Source organism: Pseudomonas sp. TH04 (assembly GCF_016651355.1).
Taxonomy (GTDB): domain Bacteria; phylum Pseudomonadota; class Gammaproteobacteria; order Pseudomonadales; family Pseudomonadaceae; genus Aquipseudomonas; species Aquipseudomonas fluorescens.
Genome location: NZ_JAEKEA010000001.1, coordinates 3628418 through 3649448, shown reverse-complemented (window position 1 = coordinate 3649448; position 21031 = coordinate 3628418). Strand labels below are relative to the sequence as shown.

Below are 21031 nucleotides of genomic sequence, written 5' to 3'. Positions count from 1 at the left end.
GCACCTCGACGTATCTACCGCTCCAGCCGCAACGCCGCTCGCTACCTTGCCCATTCCTGAAGCCCGCCCGGGCCATCGAATGCAAAGGAGCAGCACATGCCCAATGACATCGCTGATAACCACCGCCCACCCAGTACCTATGAACTGCTCACCCAATTGACCACCGGCCCTACCACCCGGGAAGTCGCCGCCGCCACACTACATTCGGCACTCAAAGAGTTGTACCCCTCGCTGAATATCGACCCCGATCTGGCCGTGGTGGTCAGCCCTCAATGGGAGGTGGTCGGTAACGCCGTCGAGCGTGCACCGGCCATTATCGAATCGCTCGCCTCGGTGCTGGCTCATCAGGCATTGTCCGGCGACAGAGTGACCTACATCGACGGCCAACACTTCCTCACATTGCAACCGAACGCTGCGGCGCCTGTACACCTCGCGGTGAAAATCGATGCCATCGCACGTCTGATCAACGAGTTATCCGATCTGCTGTTCACCGCCTTCCAGGAACAGCAGCTGGACTTCTGGAACGGGTCCAACGGTGCCACCGGCTCCCGCTGGCAGTCCCTTTCCCACTCTCTGAGAAAGGTGTGGAACATCAGCGAAGAGCAAGACCTGGGTGAACACGAATGTGCCATGGCTCGCACGGTTTTCCAGGAACCCGACCGGGCCAAGCGTTCACTGAAAGACCCTTACAAAAGCCATGCTTACATGGTTGATATAGATACTCTTCAGGACGGCCAGTCCACCCACACCAGCTTCCTGGACATCACCGTATTGGTAGGTGAGCACGAGAAGCGCCAGATAGTACTGACGCACTCGCTGGTGAGCGGATATGAGGTGTTCGAGTCCCTGACCCAGTTCGGCGACTCGCTGGCTGCCCGGCTGCCTGCGCCCGAGCGAGACACCACCTTACAATGGCGCTTGTATGAGCCCGACGGCAACTTCTTCGATACGCTGGCCTGCACTCTGGTCTCGCTGCAAATCCAGGTCATTGGGAGTTTCGGTGGGTCCGGGTCAGGTGCTCCCCCCGTCGCCCACATCGCGCCCAGCATCGAAGAAATGAGCGATCACCAACTGTCGAGTATCCGCGAGATTCACCAACAACTTCCAGATTGGCTGGCCTCGGCGACGGACTACGATACCGCCGCCTACAGCCGCTACCTGATCGACCTGGCCCACCTGCACACCCGTTACCAAGGCGAAACGTTCCAGGGCGATATTCCTCCCATTCGTGACTATGCCCGGGCACAGTTGCACAGCCGTATCCGCGCGCCTGAAAAGGACGTGAGCCTGAACCTGGACAAAATCGAGATTGTTATCCAAAGCCCGGTTCTGTGGGGCACGTTTATCGTACCGGGAGCTGTGGACACCACCCGCCGCAGCCTGATCGACCTGGCCCTGGAAAACCTCACGGGCCTGCCCACCGGCAATGCGACGGTGCACTACGACGGCGAGGAGAACGGCGTACCGGCCTGGCTGACTTACGACTACCTGAAAGGCGTGATCGAAGACATCAATATAGGCCAGTACTACCCCGCCCTGATCAAACAAAAGTTACTCGACGACCCGCTGCAATCCAGCCACCGACAGCAGCTCTACACCAGTCACCTGCAGATACAACTGCCGTTGCTGGCTCTGCAAATGAAAATCCGCAACCAGGGCGGCATTGATGAACTCGGTTACCGCTACATCGCTGCCGTGATGCGCACCGATGGACATGAGCGCCACGTAGATGGGCAACCCATCGTCATCCGTCGCCTGGCCTTCATACCCACCTTGCGCCCCGGCCATGAGCAAGACGTGGTTGCCAATATGTTCGTGATAGGCCCAAGGCAATCCGACGCCGGCCCCTGCATGCTTTATCGGCCCATGCTTGAACCAACCCTGGTGCAATTTGCGTCGCGGCAAAACCTGTTGTACGCCATCAAACATGACCGGTCCTTGCGCGAGTCGGTGTTGGCATGGCTACCCGAAGCACAAAGGTTCAATTACGCCCAGTACGTTTTTCCCGATACCCTGCCCTCCCCCTGGACCGTGGTGCGCGTGCTGGTCGAACCGCTTACCGTGCTGTACATGAGCGGCCCGGTGATGCTGACCGATGAAGAGATGGGGAGCGACACTTTGGCGACGCTGTTCAAGGCCAATGCCAATGCCATGGTCGAGTTGGCGACACGCCAGTCAGTGTCCAACGTGCAGAAACGTTGGGCGACCTTTCGACAGGCCGGCTGGCAAATATTCAATGCCGCGCTGCCCTTTATGGGGCGAACCCTCGGAATCGCCGCCTGGATCTGGCAAATCATGGATGATTTGCAAGACGCCGCGCAGGCCGTGAGCAAGGATGACCAGCCCGCGTCCTGGGCAGCGTTGGTGGATGTATTCCTCAACCTGGGTATGGCGCTGATCCTGCACACGGCTCTGCGCCACCCTCGCCCGCAGCAGCAACTCGATGGCCTCAAGATCAATACTGAATCGGAGCCAACGACAATCGAAGCGGCGCGTAAACCGTCAGTTGCCGAGAAAAAATATACTGCTGTGCAACAAGCAAATATCCCCGACGGCCAACTTCCCGCCAAGCATCAAGGCGACGTGCATACCAGCGGGGCCTTGAGTAATAGCCACCAGAGCCTGGCCAAGGCACTCGACAGTTTCAATGTCACCAAACCCAATAAGCTTGGCGAACAAAACAAAGCCCCCGGTCGCCACCTAAATCTCTATCCGCTTGCAGACAAATGGTATGCACCGGTTGGCAAGCGCTGGTTCGAGGTGATAGTGGATGACAACGACAGTGTCATCACCATCGACCCGAAGGCACCGTTGCGTACCGGCCCGCCGCTGATCAGCAACCTGGCGGGCCAATGGTTTGTCGATGTCCGTTTGCGACTACGAGGCGGAGGTCTTCGAAACCGTCGGCGAGCGGTCAAGATCAATCAGCCTGCGCGCATTACGGCACTCAGGACCCAGCTCAACACCTTCGACGCGGTCGCCGCCCGCAGACAACTGGACGTGCTTGAGTCAAGGCCCGCGCTGGATGCGGCCCCCGGCCCTTCCACCGACCTGCGGCGTACAGCGTTCATAGGTGAGGTCGACAGCCGGCTGGTGGCATACGATGAAGCGATCAGTCAGCTGAAGTCCTTGAGCATCATCGACGCCATGCCCGCCTATCAGAGCAACATGAGTGGTTACCTGAAGCAGCAAATACAACTGACTCAGATAGCCGTGGAACAACAATTGGTGAGCTATAGCGAGGCCTTAAAATCGTCGTTCTCAATCCTCGATGCCGAGGTAGACATTGACTATAAAAGCCAGGCGCGAAGCGCGCAAAATCTGTCCACCTTGAACCTGGCAATCATCAAGCGCCTGGAGTTCATCAACGACCGTTTCAGCGATCTCAAAGTGCTGGGAGATGACGGCGCAGCGGTCATTCACAAAACCATGGGCGAGTTGCCACCGCTCACCCTCGCTGAGCTCAAATCTCTGGAGATCGGCTTGGCTCGCTACTTGTGTATCGATGAAGAGCAAAGCCAGATCCCTGCCACGCTGCGAGAGCAGATGAACCAAAGCGTCGATACAGCCGAACTTAACGTCGAGAGTTTCAATGAAATCATGAAACGGGGTAACGGCACGCTGGATGAACGCATTGATGTGCTCAACAGCCTGGTTGAGCAATTTTCCAGCGCAGATCAACGCCTGCTGGACCTGCATGCCGACCACCCGCAGTTTCTGCTGAAATCCCGCCTGGAAAGCTTTCGACAGCAAATTAGCGACTTCAGCCAGCGGGCCACTCACGACCTGGCGCAACTGCTGCGCGAGAAAAAAGCCCTGGAACCCAAGCCCGGCGGTTCAAAGGCCCCACGTGCGCCACAGCGCAAAGTCATCAAGACACGCTACGACGGCATTTTGATAGCCCACCCCCATGAGTCCGACAGCACGCTGGCTGATGTCAGGGCGTCCGTGACGGGTAAGGTGCTCGCTACGTTTCATGAAAAAACCCCAGGCGTCTGGGTCAAACGGCAAAAGGTCACCCCGCCACCGCCAGCGCCTGCCGCTGTAGACCTGGATACCAGCATCAACACCGGGCAAACGCTTTTGGATAACGAGCACGCGGAAACCCACAAGTACCGGAATTTCTCGCGTAAACCCTGGCATTCGCCCCAGGACCTCCAGGATATGTTCGACGCCTACGCCAAAAAACTGGAGGACGCATCAAACGATATCGAGCAGGCGCTGACTCGGCGCAATCTCACCGAAAGCGATCATACTTCCGCCGCGTCGACCAAGCGCAACCTCAACGACGCAGCACAGCGGCTTTATCGCCTGGGCAGAAAAACCTACATCGACATGATCAAACAGCAACCGCCCACTGCCGCGCGGGTGGAGTGGCTGCATAGCCAAGGGCTGATAAGGATCGCCAAAACCTTCAGCCGCCGCGCCGTCAAAGGGCCTCCGAAGGGCTATCTGGATGAGTACGAAGTACGCGATAAAGAGACCAACACTGTGCTGTGGTACGCGCACTTTCACTACGCAACGAAAGGCGCCGCCCCTGAGAGATTCGAGAAGGCCCACCTCAAAACTCGTGAACAACAGCGGCTTGGTGGCTCTCGCCAACGCACCGGCCCCAGTGACTGGGAAATGATAGAAATCCACCGCAGCAGCATCGGTGATCAACTGGCCAAGTCGCTGTTCTTCAACAGCTGATCGCCTTTTATGCCTGCCACGCCTGGCGCAAACGTGCCAGCGCCTGTGCAATGGCCGCCTCTGGCACGGCGGCAAACCCCATCACCAGGCCTGCGCGCTGGTCCGATGATGGGCTTTTGCCAGCCAGCCAATAGCTACTCAAACCGTTGATCTCGACATTTACCGCATGGGCCTGTGCGAGCAACACCTGCTCGCGGGCCAGGCTGTCCACTCGCACTGTCAGGTGCAGCCCGGCCGCAACGCTGGGCAAGGCGCCGACGCCGGGTAACCCGTCCGGCCAACCGGCTAACAAAGCATTGCGCCGGCTCAGCGCAGCGCGGCGCATCCGGCGAATGTGGCGTTGGAAATGCCCGGCGGCCATGAATTCGGCCATCACCGCCTGGGTGCTGACTTCAGAATGGCGCATGTCCACGGCGCGACGCCGGGTGAATGCGTCCACCAGGCCCGCCGGCAATACCAGGTAGCCCAGGCGCAAGGCCGGGAACGCCACCTTGCCGAAGGTGCCGACGTACAGCACGCGGCCACTGCGATCCAACGCCGCCAACGGCGACAGAGGCGCGCCGCTGTAGCGGTACTCTCCGTCGTAGTCGTCTTCGATGATCCAGCCGCCCGTACGTTCAGCCCAGGCCAGCAGCTCCAGGCGCCGCGCCAGGCTCATCACCACACCCAACGGGTACTGGTGAGAAGGCGTGACATACGCCACACGGCAGTCATCCAGTGTGTTGAGCACCTGGCAATCAATCCCCTCGCCGTCCACCGGTACGCCCTGCAGTCGGCCACCCGCCAGGGCAAATGCATGCCCAGCCGCGCGATAGCCCGGATTTTCCACCGCGACCCCATCTCCCGGCTCCACCAGCAACTGTGCACAAAGGCTGATTGCCTGTTGCGCACCACAGGTGATTACAATTTGCTCAGCCGAACACTGCATCCCCCGTGAGCTGCGCAGGTAAGCGGCGATCAAACCACGCAGACGGCTGTCACCGGCCGGGTCGCCATAGCAAAGCTGTTGCAGGTCCGGCTTGCGCCAAAACGCCCCATTCAGCTTGGCCCACACCTCAAACGGAAACAGATCAAAGGCCGGCACCCCCACGCGAAATGCCCGAGGTGGCCCCGCGGGAGGCAGGGAAAGGTGGTTGTTTTTTACCCGCGCCAAGCCCGCGCTGTGGATAACTTCATTGTCGAGATCTTCCGGCAAATCCGCCCATTTTGTGGATAAGGCTGTGGGTAAGCCTGTGGAAAACCCTGTGGATACTTTTGTGGATAGTTTTTTTGGCGTGGGCAATTGGGCCACATAAGTGCCATCACCCACCCGGCTCTCAATAAACCCCTCCGCATACAACTGATCGTAGGCGCGCACCACACTGTTGCGCGAGATTGAAAGTGCTGCCGCCAAGTCGCGGGTGGCGGGCAACCGCGTACCACTGACCAGCCGCCCGTCCAGCACTCGCTGGCGCAACGCGCCGTAGAGTTGGCGAGTCAGGCCCTGACGGCGATCCAGCTCAATGCCTGCGGGGTTGAATAACAACGGCGGCGAAATAGGCGGCATATTGGACCCATGAAATTGGTGCTAGATGGCTCTTACAACGAACCATTAGCCTGCCTAGGATGCAGGCATTCGCCAAGGAAAATTTCATGTACACACCACGCGCCTTTGCTCTCGAAGATTTGCCTGAACTGCAGCAACTGATGCAGCACACCCGGCTGGCGCAGTTGGTGACCTTGGGCGAACAAGGCTTGCAAGCCAGCCACTTGCCGCTGCTGCTCAACCCCGACGAAGGCCCGAATGGCACGCTCTACGGGCACCTCGCCAAGGCTAATCCGCAGTGGCGCGAGCTGCAAAATGGCAGCGAAGCCCTCGTGATATTTGCCGGTGCCGAAGGCTATGTCAGCCCGGCGTTTTACCCGTCCAAGGCCGAGCACGGCAAAGTGGTGCCGACCTGGAATTACCTCGCTGTACATGCCTATGGCAAAGCCGAGGTGTTTACCGACGCTGAGCGCCTGCTGACGGTGGTCAGCGCCCTCACCGACCGTCACGAAGGCCGCCGCGCCCAGCCCTGGAAAGTCAGCGACGCCCCCGCCGACTATATCGACGGCATGCTCAAGGCCATCGTCGGCTTCGCCCTGCCGATCGAGCGCCTGCTCGGCAAGCGCAAACTCAGCCAGAACCGCAACCCGGCCGACATCGCAGGCGTACGCGAGGGCCTGGCTGCCAGCGTGGATGTGCGCGACCAGACCCTCGCCCGCTTTATTTCCCAAGGAGTTTCAGAATGATCCAGATCGACATCCGCCAGGTGACTGCCGCCGACCACGGTGCCTGGTTACCGCTGTGGCAAGCGTATTTAAAGTTTTACAACACCGAACTGCCGGACGCCGTCAGCCAAAACACCTGGCAACGCCTGATCGACGCCAGCGAGCCGACTCATTCGGCCCTCGCCTGGCAGGACGGCAAGGCGGTGGGTATGGTCAACTTCATCTACCACCGTTCCAACTGGAGCATCGAAAACGCCTGCTACTTGCAGGACTTGCTGGTGGACCCGGCGCAACGCGGTACCGGCGTGGGGCGTAAGCTCATCGAATTCGTCTACGCCACCGCCAAGCACGATGGCTGCTGCAAGGTTCATTGGCTGACTCACGAGACCAACGCCACGGCAATTCAACTGTATGAACGCATTGCCGAACGCCCCGGTTTCATTCAATTTCGCAAAGGTCTTTAAGTCTTTAAGGAGCGCAGCATGCCTATCTCACCCGCCGACTGGAAAGGCGTCCCCGCGCCCACGGTTCAGTTGCTTGAAGGGCGCTACATTCGCCTGGAAAAACTCGACCCGGCCCGCCATAGCGACAAACTGTTTGAAGCCCTGAATGGCCCCGGCGCCGACCCGAAGCTGTGGGACTATTTGCCCTACGGCCCGTTTACCGAACGCGGCGCGTTTGATACCTGGCTCAACAACCATGCCCAGCACAGCGACCCGTATTTCTTCAGCATCATCGACCGCGCCAGCGGCGACGTCCAAGGCATCCTCAGCCTGATGTCCATCGTCCCGGCCCAGGGCCGTATCGAAATAGGCCACGTCACCTTCGGCGCGCCGATGCAGCGCTCACCGAAAAGCACCGAGGCCGTGTACTTGCTGGCCAAGTACGCGTTTGAACAGGGCTACCGTCGCCTGGAATGGAAGTGCAACAACGGCAATGCACGCTCAAAATACGCGGCCGAGCGATTGGGGTTCAGTTTTGAAGGCGTGTTTCGCCAGCACATGGTGGTCAAGGGCCAGAACCGCGATACGGCGTGGTATTCGATCCTGGATTCTGAATGGCCAACCATTGAGGCCGGGTTTGAAGCGTGGTTGTCCGAGGCGAACCAGAGCCGTTCCGGCCAGCTGAAGACACTGGCCGAGTGCCGAGCCTGATTCGCACTGACAACACAGCACCACACTTTAGATCTTCAGTGATTTCAAACGATGGGTTCAGCCGCCTTTGCCCACCTTGCAGCCCAACGCCTTCAAAGCATCACAGCCATCCGCAACAACAGATGCGCTGACGGGGCAAAGGCAGATGAGTTTTTAATCGCGCCGTACTAGAGAAAGCTCCCGCAAACCAAGGGGCGATGACCTGACAGTTATCACCCCGCTACCTCGCTAAATTCCCGGCCTCATTCATCAGAGGTCGGGATTACATGCTCCTTACACATCACAGATTTGCCCTGCTCATAGCCCTTACGATCAGTGCCGCCAGCCTGCAACCCGCGTATGCGCGAGGTGATATCGCTTCAACACCCTCCGTATTTGATCCCCTCCCCGCATTTAACGACGCGGGGTTTTACACCCCCGTAGAGCAAGCACCCTCCATCGACGGTTACCTCACTCGGCAGGCCACCACGCATAACGGTTTGCAGGTCGCCAAGGTCCTGGAACCCGCATTGAGTCGCCTGCTGGCGTCCGGTGAATTGTCCAGAGCACAGGTCAACGCACTGCAACGCTTCGGTGAAGATTTGGCTGGCCAGCCCGGAGGGACCGGCGCTGCGCTCGAACAATTGGCGGGCAGCCAAAATGCCAATCTGGCGGGTGCAACCCAGGCCGTCACGGGACAAATCAGCAGCCAGTTGCTCTCAACCCTGCGCACGCTGCCCACTGACGGCGATGGCCACTTCTGGGTGCAAGGCCTGGGCAACGACGGCAAGCTCGACAAGCGAGGCGGCAGCGACGGCCTCAAACATGACACCAAAGGCCTGATGCTGGGCGCCGATTGGGCGGTGGCCGACGCCTGGCGAGTCGGTGTGATGAGGGCAAAATCTTCCAGTGAGCTGAGCGCCCAACACTTTCGGGGTGAGCTCGACAGCTTGCACTTGGGCGGTTACGCGGTGCGCCAGGACGGCCCATTGGCTCTGCGCCTGGGGGCGATCTATAGCGATCACACCGGGAAAAACAAACGCAGCGTCAACCTGCTCAGCTACAAGGAACAGATAAGAGGCGATTACAGCGCCCAAAGCCAAACCGTATTTTCCGAGCTGGGCTACCAATTGGGCAGTGCGGACCTGCACGTGGAACCCTTTGCAGGCCTTGGCTATCAGCGTTATCACCGCAACAGCTTCAAGGAAAAGGCTGGCCTGAGCGCGTTGAATGTCGGCTCACAAACCCAGCAGAATCTGAGCAGCACCCTTGGCCTGCGGCTGGCCACCGTGTACCGATTCGACAACCGGATGAGCCTCACACCCCACGTGAGTGCCGGCTGGAAACGCCTCTACGGCGAAGTCGACAGCCAGGTGCGTCAATCCTATCGCTACGCGCCAGGCCTGATTGACGGCTTCAACATCACCGGCACATCACTGGACCGCAACAGCCTCGACGTGCAAGCCGGCCTGGACCTCGCCTTATCCAGCCAACACACCGTCGGCCTGGCCTATAACGCCCAAACCGGCAGCCGAAGCCAAAGCCAGGGCCTGATGGGGCAATGGAAGATGAGCTTTTAACTGCGCCGAGCAGTAAATCCCGGGCAAAAAAAAGGGGGGCACCTGCCCCCCCGAGGATTAAGCGGTAGTGTCGAAGGCTGAATCAGCCTTCGATTTCAATCAGGATCTCGCCAGGGTTCACCCGGTCGCCCTTGGCCACATGAACGGCGGTCACCTTGCCGGCAATCGCTGCCTGCACTTCGGTTTCCATTTTCATGGCTTCGGTAATCAGCACGGCCTGGCCGGCTTTCACCACGTCGCCTTCCTTGACCAGTACGTCGACGATATTGCCCGGCATCGCCGTGCTGACATGGCCCGGCTCCGTGGCGTGCTTGCGCTTGCTGCCGCCACTGCTGACAAACTCGTTGAGCGGTTCGAACACCACTTCTTCCGGCATGCCGTCGATGGACAGGTAAAAGTGACGCTTGCCTTCAGCCTTCACGCCAACCCCCGTAATGTCGACGCGGTAGCTTTCGCCGTGCACGTCGATAACGAACTCGGTCGGCACGCCTTCGCCACCGGCACGGGCCACACCGCCAGCCTCAGGGATCGGCAACAGCACTTCAGGGGCCAGGGTGCCGGCGTCGCGTTCTTCGAGGAACTTGCGACCGATGTCCGGGAACATGGCATAGGTCAGCACGTCTTCTTCGGACTTGGCCAACGCACCGATTTCGCCGCGCAGCTTGGTCATTTCCGGCTTGAGCAAATCAGCCGGTCGATGGTCGATCACGTCTTCGCTGCCGATGGCCTGGCGACGCAGTTTTTCGTTCACCGTGCCCGGCGCTTTGCCGTAGCCGCCTTGCAGGTAGAGCTTCACTTCGTTGGTGATGGTCTTGTAGCGTTCGCCGGCCAGCACATTGAAGAACGCCTGGGTGCCAACGATCTGCGAAGTCGGCGTCACCAATGGCGGGAAACCGAGGTCTTCACGCACCCGTGGGATTTCAGCCAGCACTTCGCCCATGCGGTTGAGTGCGCCTTGCTCTTTCAACTGGTTGGCCAGGTTGGAAATCATCCCGCCCGGCACCTGGTTGACTTGCACACGGGTGTCGACGGCGGTGAATTCGCTTTCGAACTGGTGGTATTTCTTACGCACGGCGTAGAAGTACAGGCCGATTTCCTGCAGCAGTTCCAGGTCGAGGCCGGTGTCGAACTCGCTGCCTTTAAGGGCGGCGACCATCGACTCGGTGCCCGGATGGCTGGTGCCCCAGGCAAAGCTGGAGATGGCGGTGTCGATGTGATCGGCACCGTTTTCGATGGCTTTGAGTTGGCACATCGCGGCCAGACCAGCGGTGTCGTGGGAGTGAATGAAGATCGGCAGACTCTGCTCGGCCTTCAACGCCTTGACCAACTCGCCGGTGGCGTACGGAGTCAACAGGCCGGCCATGTCTTTGATGGCCACCGAGTCGCAACCCATGGCTTCCATTTGCTTGGCCTGGGCCACAAACGCATCGATGGTGTGCACCGGGCTGGTGGTGTAGGCGATGGTGCCCTGGGCATGTTTGCCGGCGGCTTTGACCGCCTCGATGGCCACGCGCAGGTTACGCACGTCGTTCATTGCGTCGAAGATGCGGAACACGTCGATGCCGTTGACGGCGGCCTTGGCGACAAAAGCTTTGACCACATCGTCGCTGTAATGCCGGTAGCCCAGCAGGTTCTGACCGCGCAGCAGCATTTGCAGACGCGTGTTAGGCAATGCGGCGCGCAGTTTGCGCAGGCGCTCCCACGGGTCTTCTTTCAAAAAGCGTACGCAGGCGTCGAAAGTCGCGCCGCCCCAGACTTCCAGGGACCAGTAGCCGACTTTGTCGAGCTTGCCGCAGATCGGCAGCATGTCGTCGGTGCGCATGCGGGTGGCCAGCAACGATTGGTGGGCGTCGCGCAGGATGGTGTCGGTTACGAAGATCTTCTTGCTCATTCTTATATTCCTCACAGGCCTGCGTGGGCGGCGATGGCGGCGGCGATGGCCAGGGCCAGCTCTTCGGGTTTGCGCTTGATCGAGTAGTTGGTCAGCTCAGGATGGCTTTCCACAAAGCTGGTATTAAATTGGCCGCTGCGGAATTCCGGGTTGCGCAGGATTTCCTGGTAGTAGGCGGCGGTGGTCTTCACGCCTTGCAGGCGCATGTCATCCAGGGCACGCAGGCCGCGGTCCATGGCTTCTTCCCAGGTCAACGCCCACACCACCAGTTTCAGGCACATGGAGTCGTAGAACGGCGGGATGGTGTAGCCGGTGTAGATCGCCGTGTCGGTCCGCACGCCGGGACCGCCGGGTGCGTAGTAACGGGTGATCTTGCCGAAGCTGGGCAGGAAGTTGTTCTTCGGGTCTTCGGCGTTGATGCGGAACTGCAACGCGAAGCCACGGTGCTGAATGTCTTCCTGTTTCACCGACAGTGGCAGGCCCGAGGCGATGCGGATCTGCTCACGCACGATGTCGATGCCGGTAATTTCTTCGGTGATGGTGTGTTCCACCTGCACCCGGGTATTCATCTCCATGAAGTACACCTCGCCCTCGGCGAGCAGGAACTCCACGGTGCCGGCGTTTTCGTAACCCACGGCCTTGGCAGCGCGCACCGACAGGTCGCCGATGTAGGCGCGCTGTTCAGGGGTCAGCTGCGGGCTTGGGGCAATTTCGATGAGCTTCTGGTTACGGCGCTGAATCGAGCAATCACGCTCGAACAAATGCACCACGTTGCCGAAGCTGTCACCGAGGATCTGCGCCTCGATGTGCTTGGGGTTGACGATGCATTTTTCCAGGAACACTTCCGCCGAGCCGAACGCCTTGGTGGCTTCGGATATAACGCGGGGGAAGGCTTGTTCAAGTTCTTCGCGGCTGTTGCAACGACGGATACCGCGACCGCCACCGCCGGAGGTGGCCTTGAGCATTACCGGGTAACCAATGCGGTCACCTTCAGTCAGGGCTTCGGCGATGTCCGCAACGTTACCTTCGGTGCCCGGCGTGACCGGCACACCGGCCTTGATCATGCTGCGCCGCGCTTCGGTCTTGTCGCCCATGCGGCGAATGACTTCTGCCGACGGGCCAATGAATTTGATGCCGCGTTCGGCGCAGATGTCCGCCAGTTCGGCGTTTTCCGACAGGAAACCATAGCCGGGGTGCAGCGCATCACAACCGGTTTCCACCGCCAGGTTCACCAGCTTGCGCGGGTTCAGGTAACCGGCCAGGGGCTCGGCACCAATGCTGTGGGCTTCGTCGGCACGTTTGACGTGCAACGCATGGCGGTCGGCGTCGGAATAGACCGCGACCGAGCGAATGCCCATCTCGGCGCAAGCACGCACGATTCGTACGGCAATTTCACCACGGTTGGCGATCAGGATCTTTTTTATCACTTGGAAATTCCCTTGAGCCGATTGCTGCGTTCTTCAACCCTCTGAATCAGGGTCGGCGCGTGACCAAATGTTTCATGACAGTCGCGAGACACACACTATGCGCACCGGAGGATTAACAAAAATCAATAATTATTGGGTCGTGCATAAGTAAAGACTTATAGTTGGCCGACCGGCCCGAAGCGAGAGGACTTAAATAATGCGTAAGTCATTGATGCGTATGACATTACGTCAGTTGCAGATCTTTAATGAGGTGTGTGATTTGCGTTCCTACAGCCGCGCAGCCGAAGAAATGTCCCTCACACAGCCGGCCGTTAGCCTACAAATTCGCCAGCTGGAAGAACTGATCGGCCAACCGCTGTTTGATTACGTCGGCAAAAAGCTCTACATGACCGAGGCCGCCGAAGCCTTGCAACGGGCCAGCCGCGATATTTTCGGGCGTTTGGAAAACCTCGATATGCAGCTGTCGGACATGCAGGGCTCGCTGCAGGGCCAACTGAAACTGGCGGTGGAGTCCAGCGCCAAGTACTTCGTGCCGCACCTGTTTGCCGCCTTCAAGCGCCAGCACCCCGAGGTCCAACTGCACCTGACGGTGGTCAACCGCGCCCAGGTGATTCGCCGGCTTTCAGATAACCGCGATGACCTGGTGATCATGTCCATGGTGCCCCAGGACATGGGCCTGGAATTCCTGCCGTTTCTCAACAACCCGATTGTCGCCGTGGCACCCCTCGATCACCCGTTGAGCCAGCAAGGTCCGCTGCGCCTGCAGGACCTGGAGCCTTATACGCTGCTGACACGTGAACCGGGGTCGGGCACGCGAATGGCCTGCGAGGAGTACTTCAAGGAAAAGCGCGTGCACTTCACCCAGACGGTGGAAGTGGCCTCGGCCGAGGCGCAGCGCGAGTGTGTGAGCGCGGGGTTGGGCGTGGCGCTGCTGACGCGCCACGCGGTCAACCTGGAGCTGGCCACCGGCGGGCTCAAGGAGCTGCCGGTGGAGGAACTGCCGCTGTACCGCAGTTGGTGCCTGGTGCAAGCCAAAGCCAAGCGCCTGTCACCGGTGGCCCATGCGTTCCTGGGCTTTATCCGCAGCGAACGGGTGCAGATCAGCGCGCTGGCTGAACGCTTCGCTGGGCAGCCGCGGGTGCCTGCCAGTGGAGTTCCGGGTAGTCACTGATGCTCTTGAGCAATTGGCGCTCCTCGCAACGGTCTTCGATTGCGCGACGGAACGCCATACGGCGCTGATCTTCCTGTTGACGACGGGTTTTGACGGTGCTGCTGTCTTCGTATTGCCGGGCCATTTTGAGTCTCCCAATGCGAGTACGGGGAGGTCAGGATGAGCGCAGGGGATGACGGTTTGGCGGCGCAGGGGTTACAGGACGATGAATATTCTGGATCGGTAGGAAATCCCAATGTGGGAACAGGCTTGCTGGCGAATACGACCGGTCCGCCAATACTTATAGTGACTGACGCTCTGCATCCGCGAGCAAGCCCGCTCCCACACTGACCTGCGTACACCCCATTAATCGTCGAGGGCTTTGACCGATTTTGGCGACAACCGCAGGCTGCGCAAGCTGCGTTTAACGCTCTTGAGGTGGTTGACCAGGCTCGGCCCGCGCGCCATGGCCACGCCCATCGCCAGCACGTCGATCACCACCAGATGGGCGATACGCGAGGTCAACGGGGTGTAGATCTCGGTGTCTTCGTGTACATCAATCGCCAGGTTCACCGTGGACAGTTCCGCCAACGGCGTCTGGCTTGGGCACAGGGTGATCAGCGTCGCGCCACTTTCACGCACCAGGTTGGCGGTAATCAGCAAGTCTTTGGAGCGACCGGACTGGGAAATGCAGATGGCCACGTCAGTCGGTTTCAGCGTGACCGCCGACATCGCCTGCATGTGCGGGTCGCTATACGCCGCCGCAGTGAGCAGCAGGCGGAAGAATTTGTGCTGGGCATCCGCAGCAACGGCGCCCGACGCGCCGAAGCCATAAAACTCCACACGCTGCGCCTGAGACATGGCCGTCACCGCTTTCTGCAGCTCCACCGGGTCGAGCTTCTCGCGCACTTCCATGAGGGTGTGCAAGGTGGTGTCGAAGATTTTCAGGCTGTAGTCGGCGACGGAATCGTCTTCGTGAATCGCAAACTGCCCGAAACTCGCACCCGCTGCCAGGCTCTGGGCCAGCTTGAGTTTCAAGTCCTGGAACCCGGAGCAACCGATGGCGCGGCAGAAGCGCACGATGGTCGGCTCACTGATGCCCACGCTGTGGGCCAGGTCGGCCATGGAACTGTGCATCACAGCCGCAGGATCAAGCAGCACGTGATCGGCAACCTTGAGTTCCGATTTGCGTAACAGGTGGCGCGACTGGGCGATATGTTGCAACAGGTTCAAAGGGCAGGACTCTTGTTATTGGCGGGTGCCAGGGATGTAGCAAGCTTGTAGTTATACTACAAGAATTGTCGTTTTGCCCGTCCGATGCATCACTAAATCGCCCTGCTGCCCTCTAATTCAAAGGGCAGAGGCTTTGTAGCCACATGGGCGGCCTTGGCGTCATTAAGAAAAATCTGCATTTTTCCGTAACAAATCTGCCAACCCCTCGGCCTGCATCGGCCGGCTGATGAGGTAGCCCTGCACCTCATCGCATCGCTCCCCTCGCAGGAAATCCAGCTGCTGCTGATCTTCCACCCCTTCGGCCACCACTTTAAGTGCCAGGCCATGGGCCATGGCAATAATCGCCCGGGTAATGGCCGCGTCTTCACGGCCTTGGCCCAGCCCGCGAATAAACGTCTGGTCAATTTTCACGTAGTCCACCGGGATACGCTTGAGGTAGCTGAGGGACGAGTAGCCTGTGCCGAAGTCGTCAATGGCCAGCTTCACGCCCAAATCGCGTAGCTGCTGGAAGGTGGCGATGATGTGCTCAACGCTGTCGAGCAGCTGGCTTTCGGTCAGCTCCAGCTCCAGGTATTGCGGGTCCAGGCCGGTTTCTTCCAGTACCTGGCGCACCAGGCTGACCAGCTTGCCCTGGCGCAACTGATGCACTGACAGGTTCACCGACACCCGAATCGGTGCGAGCCCCTGACGCTGCCACTCGCACGCCTGCCAACACGCCTGGCGCAACACGAACTCGCCCAGCGGTACGATCAGGCCGGTCTCTTCGGCCAGGCCGATAAAGTCCCCTGGCGGCACCATGCCCCATTGCGGATGCTCCCAACGAACCAGCGCCTCGGCAGCGTTCAGTTTGCCCGTGGCCAGGCACAGTTTCGGCTGGTAGAACACCGTGAGCTGGCGCTCGTCGATGGCCTTGCGCAAGTGGTTCTCCAGTTGCAAACGCTCCAGGGTGCTGGCTTGCAGGCTGTCGGTGTAGAACTGGAAATTATTGCCGCCCAAGTGTTTGGCGTGCTGCATGGCCATGTTCGATTGGCTGACCAGCGCAGAAATTTCCCGCGCATTATCCGGCAGCAGGCTTACGCCCATTGAGGCGCTGACCACCAGCTCATGCCCCTCTACCGTCACCGGCACGCGCAATTTGGCCAGGAGCCGCGTCGCCACGCGCGCCAGGCTCGACAAGTTGCCGTAGGCGTCGAACAGCACGGCAAATTCATCACCGGACAGCCGTGCAATGGTGTCGGCTTCGGGCAAGGCATTGATCAACCGCCGCGCCATTTTCTGCAACAGCTGATCCGCGACTTCATGGCCGAGGCTGTCGTTAAGCAGCTTGAAGCGGTCCAGGTTGATATGCAGCAGTGCCAGGCTGCGCCCGCCCTGGCGTACACGTTGGTGAGCTTCGCGCAGCCGTTCGCGAAACAGCGAGCGATTGGCCAGGCCGGTCAACTCGTCATAGTGAGTGAGGTAGCGCATGCGCTCTTCGGATTCACGCCGCGCAGACAGATCGGCGAAGAAGCCCACAATATGGCTGACTTTTCCGCGAGCATCGCGCACCACATTCAATTGCAGCCATTGCGGGTACAGCTCGCCGTTTTTGCGCGTTTCCACCAACTCGCCCTGCCAGGTGCCGTGGCTGAGCAGCGCCTGACGGATCACCGGAAAATGCCGACGGGCGTCACGGCTGCAGGGCAGTTCGACCACATTGCGGCCAATCATGTCGTCGATTTCAAAGCCGGTGACACGGCTGAAGGCCTGGTTGACAGCAATCAGTACGTATTCCGGGTCGAGAATCACGATGCCTTCGCTGGCGGCTTCGAACACCGTCGAGGCAAGGCGCTGCTGCTCTTCAAGGGCCTTGCCGGCGCTGATGTCGCGGCGGGTGCCGAGCATGCGCGTGACGCGTCCGCTGGGCGTGCGTTCCACGGCGCGGCCACGGTCCTCGATCCACACCCAATGGCCTGCGCCATGGCGCACGCGGTATTCGACCTGATAATCCTCGCTGCGGCCCTTGAGGTGTTCCACCAGGGCGCGCTTGAGCAGCGGCAGGTCGTCGGGGTGCAGGCGTGGCTTGAGATGGCTGAGCATCGCCGTAACGTACTCAGGCTCCAGGCCGAACAGCTCCTTGAGTTGGGTGTGGTGCACTTCATCGGTTTGCAGGTTCCAGTCCCACAAGCCCAGTTCGCTGGCTTGCAGGGCCATGGCCAGGCGCGCTTCGCTTTTGTTCAGGGCGAGGCTGGCGGCGTCCAGCTCCTGGCTGCGTTGCGCCACACGGTCTTGCAAACCGGTTTGCGCCTCGCGCAATTCCTGTTCGACCTGACGGCGCTGGCCAACTTCACGCACCAGTTCCTGATTCAATTGCTCGCTGCGCTGCTGCGCCTGCTGGAGATGCTCGATCAGCGCCTGGTTCTGGAAGCGCCGCAGCAACCCGCGCTGAATCAGGCGGTTGACCTGCCACGCCACCAGGCTCAAGGAGGCCAGCAGAATCAGGCCGAGCACACCCCAACCTTGCTGCTGCGGGGCACCATTCCAGAACAGATAGACAATCGCCGGCACCAGGCACGGTAGGGCAAATGACAGGAACGCGGACAGGCTCACGGCATAGGCCACGCTGGCCGACAGCGTGGCGGCGCCGATCAGGCCGAACACCCAGGCTTGCTGCATGAAACTGTCAACCGGCACCAGGGCGATGGCGGCAGTCGCCAGTGTCAGGCCGCTGACCGCCGAGCCCAGCATGAACATGCGTCGCCAGATCGGCTGGGCCTGGCGGCTGGGCATCGCCGAATCAAAAGCCGCTACCTGGATCACACGCAGCGCCACCAGGGCGAGCAGCCAGACCAACCAGATGCTGTCCAACACATATTGCTTGGGGTTCCACAGCAACCAGGCACACACCAGGCCGTTGACCAACATCAATAACGTCGGCAGCAATGACCCCTGATACAAGAGGCGAGTGCGCTCGACCGCCATCTCGGTTGCGTAATGTTTACGGATGACCTGCGCGGGCGCCGCCGGGGGGCCGAACAGATCAGGACTGAGGGTCATAGGCAGTGTTCTTATAATGGTGAGCCCGAAACGTGGACGGAGCATACACAAGCAAGCGCTTGGGCCAAACTGCTCCACGTCATAAAAACCGCCCTGGAATCGGCCGCAAACCTTGGAGCCAGACTGCTTGAGCGAGGGCCCGCGCGGGCTGTGGCCCATGACCAACCAGTCATCACCCGCGGCAGAAAGTTTGCCCGGCCACGGGCACGCCGGTTGTTTTCCATCGACCACCCGGCATTGGGATTTGCCCCACTCCCGTTAGGCCCATAGAATGCGTCGATGCGCGATGATCTCTCTCTTTTGCTGAACTCCCTCAACGATGCCCAACGCCAGGCCGTAGCAGCCCCCGTTGGCCGTCAGTTGGTCCTGGCCGGTGCTGGCTCCGGTAAAACCCGCGTGCTGGTGCACCGTATCGCCTGGTTGATCCAGGTCGAAAACGCGTCCCCGCATTCGATCCTGTCGGTGACTTTCACCAACAAGGCCGCTGCCGAGATGCGTCACCGCATCGAGCAGTTGATGGGCATCAGCCCCGCCGGCATGTGGGTGGGCACGTTCCACGGCCTGGCACATCGCCTGTTGCGAGCGCACTGGCAAGAAGCGGGCTTGAGCCAGACGTTCCAGATCCTCGACAGCGACGACCAGCAACGCTTGGTCAAGCGCGTGATCCGCGAACTGGGCCTCGACGAACAACGCTGGCCTGCGCGCCAGGCGCAATGGTTTATCAACGGCCAGAAAGACGAAGGCTTGCGCCCGCAACATATCCAGGCCAGCGGCGATTTGTTCCTGGCGACCATGCGCAGCATCTATGAAGCGTACGAGGCGGCCTGTGTGCGCGCCGGCGTGATCGACTTCTCCGAGCTGCTGCTGCGCGCCCTCGACCTGTGGCGCGACAACCCCGGCTTGCTGGCGCATTACCAGAAGCGCTTCCGGCACATTCTGGTGGACGAGTTCCAGGACACCAACGCCGTGCAGTACGCCTGGTTGCGCTTGCTGGCCAAGGGCGGTGACAGCCTGATGGTGGTGGGCGACGACGACCAGTCGATCTACGGCTGGCGCGGCGCGAAAATCGAGAACATCTACCAGTACTCCGACGACTTCCCGGACGCGATCACCATCCGCCTGGAGCAGAACTATCGCTCCACGGCCGGCATCCTCAAGGCGGCCAACGCGCTGATCGCCAATAACACCGGGCGCATGGGCAAAGAGCTGTGGACCGACGGCGGCGAAGGCGAAGCGATCAACCTGTACGCCGCGTTCAACGAGCACGATGAAGCGCGCTATGTGGTGGAAACCATCGAGAGCGCGCTGAAAACCGGTTTGGCGCGCAGCGATATCGCCATTCTGTATCGCTCCAACGCCCAATCGCGGGTATTGGAAGAAGCCCTGCTGCGCGAACGCATTCCGTACCGCATCTATGGCGGCCAGCGCTTCTTCGAGCGGGCGGAAATCAAGAACGCCATGGCCTACCTGCGCTTGCTGGAAGGTCGTGGCAACGATGCGGCGCTGGAGCGGGTGATCAATATCCCGGCGCGTGGCATCGGCGAAAAAACCGTCGAGGCTATTCGCGACCATGCGCGCCACGCCGATGTGTCGATGTGGGAAGCCATGCGCTTGCTGATCGCCAATAAAGGCCTGACCGGCCGCGCCGCCGGTGCCCTGGGCGTGTTTGTCGAACTGATCGAGAACCTGGCGGCCAAGTGCGCAGAAATGCCGCTGCACTTGATGACCCAGACCGTGATCGAGCAGTCCGGGCTGATTGCCTATCACGAAGCGGAAAAAGGCGAGAAAGGCCAGGCCCGAGTAGAAAACCTTGAGGAACTGGTCAGCGCCGCGCGCGCGTTCGAAAATACCGAAGACGATGAAGAGCTGACCCCGCTCGCCGCCTTCCTTGGTCATGCCTCGCTTGAAGCCGGCGATACCCAGGCCGACGAGCATGAAGACAGCATCCAGCTGATGACCTTGCACAGCGCCAAGGGCCTGGAGTTTCCGTATGTGTTCCTGGTGGGCATGGAAGAAGGCCTGTTCCCGCACAAGATGAGCCTGGAAGAGCCCGGCCGCCTTGAGGAAGAACGCCGCCTGGCCTACGTGGGCATCACGCGTGCCATGCAGAACCTGGTGATGACCTATGCCGAGACCCGACGCCTGTACGGCAGCGAGACCTACAACAAGGTGTCGCGCTTCGTACGTGAAGTGCCGAAGGGGCTGATCCAGGAAGTGCGCCTGTCCAACAGTGTCAGCCGCCCGTTCGGCGGCGGCCAGCAGCAGAACTCCAGCAGCATGTTTGCCGGTTCCGAGATCCCGGAAACCCCTTTCAGCCTTGGCCAGCAGGTCAAACATGCGATCTTCGGCGAAGGCGTGATTCTCAACTTCGAAGGCGCCGGCGCCCAGGCACGGGTGCAGGTGAATTTCGCCGAAGGCAGCAAGTGGCTGATGATGGGCTACGCGAAGCTCGAAGCAATCTGATACATCTTCACTGTATGAAGGTTGTTGGCCCGCCCTTGTTTTTAACAAGCGCGGGCCAATATCAGTAATAAGTCCTACAGGCCATTCTGATTCGGTCCTACGCAAAAGCCCGAAACATTATGTCGCTAGCCACTGTCACGACACCTGTGCAACATGGCGCGCGTGCAATCCACAAA

The 21031-nt window shown here is 60.1% G+C and carries 13 protein-coding genes; 7 read left to right on the top strand and 6 right to left on the bottom strand.

The window, feature by feature from the left end:
- The first annotated feature begins 96 nt into the window (after positions 1-96).
- Positions 97-4692, top strand: a complete 4596-nt coding sequence (locus JFT85_RS16260; protein WP_201230137.1) for a dermonecrotic toxin domain-containing protein — start codon at positions 97-99, stop codon at positions 4690-4692.
- Positions 4693-4699: 7 nt separating this feature from the next.
- Here the strand turns inward: JFT85_RS16260 and pdxR are convergent, their stop codons facing one another.
- Positions 4700-6238, bottom strand: coding sequence for a MocR-like pyridoxine biosynthesis transcription factor PdxR (gene pdxR, locus JFT85_RS16255; RefSeq protein ID WP_078827528.1), 1539 nt, complete (start codon positions 6236-6238; stop codon positions 4700-4702).
- A gap of 86 nt (positions 6239-6324) precedes the next feature.
- Here pdxR and JFT85_RS16250 point away from each other — a divergent pair, with 86 nt between their 5' ends.
- The 4 genes from JFT85_RS16250 to JFT85_RS16235 all read left to right on the top strand — a co-directional run bounded on the left by JFT85_RS16250 (position 6325) and on the right by JFT85_RS16235 (position 9655).
- Complete coding sequence (locus tag JFT85_RS16250; RefSeq protein ID WP_201230135.1) at positions 6325-6963, top strand: FMN-binding negative transcriptional regulator; 639 nt, start codon at positions 6325-6327, stop codon at positions 6961-6963.
- Positions 6960-7406: a GNAT family N-acetyltransferase gene (locus JFT85_RS16245; RefSeq protein WP_073636667.1), complete on the top strand. Its 447-nt coding sequence runs from the start codon at positions 6960-6962 to the stop codon at positions 7404-7406. Before JFT85_RS16250 ends, JFT85_RS16245 begins: the two co-directional genes overlap by 4 nt.
- An 18-nt stretch (positions 7407-7424) precedes the next feature.
- Entirely contained in the window at positions 7425-8096 is a 672-nt protein-coding gene (locus tag JFT85_RS16240; protein WP_201230134.1) for a GNAT family N-acetyltransferase, read from the top strand.
- 266 nt (positions 8097-8362) lie between these two features.
- Entirely contained in the window at positions 8363-9655 is a 1293-nt protein-coding gene (locus tag JFT85_RS16235; RefSeq protein WP_201230133.1) for an autotransporter outer membrane beta-barrel domain-containing protein, read from the top strand.
- Between the two features lie 82 nt (positions 9656-9737).
- Here JFT85_RS16235 and oadA read toward each other — a convergent pair whose 3' ends face one another.
- On the bottom strand, positions 9738-11546 hold the full coding sequence (gene oadA / locus JFT85_RS16230; RefSeq protein WP_201230132.1) for a sodium-extruding oxaloacetate decarboxylase subunit alpha: 1809 nt from the start codon (positions 11544-11546) through the stop codon (positions 9738-9740).
- A gap of 11 nt (positions 11547-11557) precedes the next feature.
- Positions 11558-12973: an acetyl-CoA carboxylase biotin carboxylase subunit gene (locus JFT85_RS16225; protein WP_003213442.1), complete on the bottom strand. Its 1416-nt coding sequence runs from the start codon at positions 12971-12973 to the stop codon at positions 11558-11560.
- Positions 12974-13169: 196 nt separating this feature from the next.
- On the opposite strand from JFT85_RS16225, the gene JFT85_RS16220 reads away from it, so the two are divergent.
- Positions 13170-14144, top strand: coding sequence for a LysR family transcriptional regulator (locus JFT85_RS16220; RefSeq protein WP_053258727.1), 975 nt, complete (start codon positions 13170-13172; stop codon positions 14142-14144).
- Here the strand turns inward: JFT85_RS16220 and JFT85_RS28480 are convergent.
- The 3 genes from JFT85_RS28480 to JFT85_RS16210 all read right to left on the bottom strand — a co-directional run bounded on the left by JFT85_RS28480 (position 14074) and on the right by JFT85_RS16210 (position 18392).
- Positions 14074-14268 carry a PA3496 family putative envelope integrity protein gene (locus JFT85_RS28480; RefSeq protein ID WP_073636665.1) on the bottom strand — a complete coding sequence of 65 codons (195 nt, stop codon included), beginning with the start codon at positions 14266-14268 and terminating at the stop codon, positions 14074-14076. The two genes, JFT85_RS16220 and JFT85_RS28480, sit on opposite strands and share 71 nt — an antisense overlap.
- Before the next feature lie 221 nt (positions 14269-14489).
- Positions 14490-15356 (bottom strand): transcriptional regulator HexR, encoded by an 867-nt coding sequence (gene hexR / locus JFT85_RS16215; protein WP_010168370.1) that lies wholly within the window; start codon positions 15354-15356, stop codon positions 14490-14492.
- 162 nt (positions 15357-15518) lie between these two features.
- Complete coding sequence (locus tag JFT85_RS16210; RefSeq protein WP_053258728.1) at positions 15519-18392, bottom strand: EAL domain-containing protein; 2874 nt, start codon at positions 18390-18392, stop codon at positions 15519-15521.
- A 279-nt stretch (positions 18393-18671) separates the two neighbouring features.
- On the opposite strand from JFT85_RS16210, the gene uvrD reads away from it, so the two are divergent.
- Complete coding sequence (uvrD, locus tag JFT85_RS16205) at positions 18672-20855, top strand: DNA helicase II (protein WP_053258729.1); 2184 nt, start codon at positions 18672-18674, stop codon at positions 20853-20855.
- Positions 20856-21031: the final 176 nt, after the last annotated feature.

What these genes read in the sequence shown, in the direction of transcription:
- JFT85_RS16250 (WP_201230135.1), top strand. Translation starts at nt 6,325, where the DNA reads ATGTACACACCACGCGCCTTTGCTCTCGAAGATTTGCCTGAACTGCAG.
- oadA (WP_201230132.1), bottom strand. Translation starts at nt 11,546, where the DNA reads ATGAGCAAGAAGATCTTCGTAACCGACACCATCCTGCGCGACGCCCAC.
- uvrD (WP_053258729.1), top strand. Translation starts at nt 18,672, where the DNA reads ATGCGCGATGATCTCTCTCTTTTGCTGAACTCCCTCAACGATGCCCAA.
- JFT85_RS16210 (WP_053258728.1), bottom strand. Translation starts at nt 18,392, where the DNA reads ATGACCCTCAGTCCTGATCTGTTCGGCCCCCCGGCGGCGCCCGCGCAG.
- JFT85_RS16235 (WP_201230133.1), top strand. Translation starts at nt 8,363, where the DNA reads ATGCTCCTTACACATCACAGATTTGCCCTGCTCATAGCCCTTACGATC.
- JFT85_RS16240 (WP_201230134.1), top strand. Translation starts at nt 7,425, where the DNA reads ATGCCTATCTCACCCGCCGACTGGAAAGGCGTCCCCGCGCCCACGGTT.
- JFT85_RS28480 (WP_073636665.1), bottom strand. Translation starts at nt 14,268, where the DNA reads ATGGCCCGGCAATACGAAGACAGCAGCACCGTCAAAACCCGTCGTCAA.
- JFT85_RS16220 (WP_053258727.1), top strand. Translation starts at nt 13,170, where the DNA reads ATGCGTAAGTCATTGATGCGTATGACATTACGTCAGTTGCAGATCTTT.
- JFT85_RS16245 (WP_073636667.1), top strand. Translation starts at nt 6,960, where the DNA reads ATGATCCAGATCGACATCCGCCAGGTGACTGCCGCCGACCACGGTGCC.
- JFT85_RS16260 (WP_201230137.1), top strand. Translation starts at nt 97, where the DNA reads ATGCCCAATGACATCGCTGATAACCACCGCCCACCCAGTACCTATGAA.
- pdxR (WP_078827528.1), bottom strand. Translation starts at nt 6,238, where the DNA reads ATGCCGCCTATTTCGCCGCCGTTGTTATTCAACCCCGCAGGCATTGAG.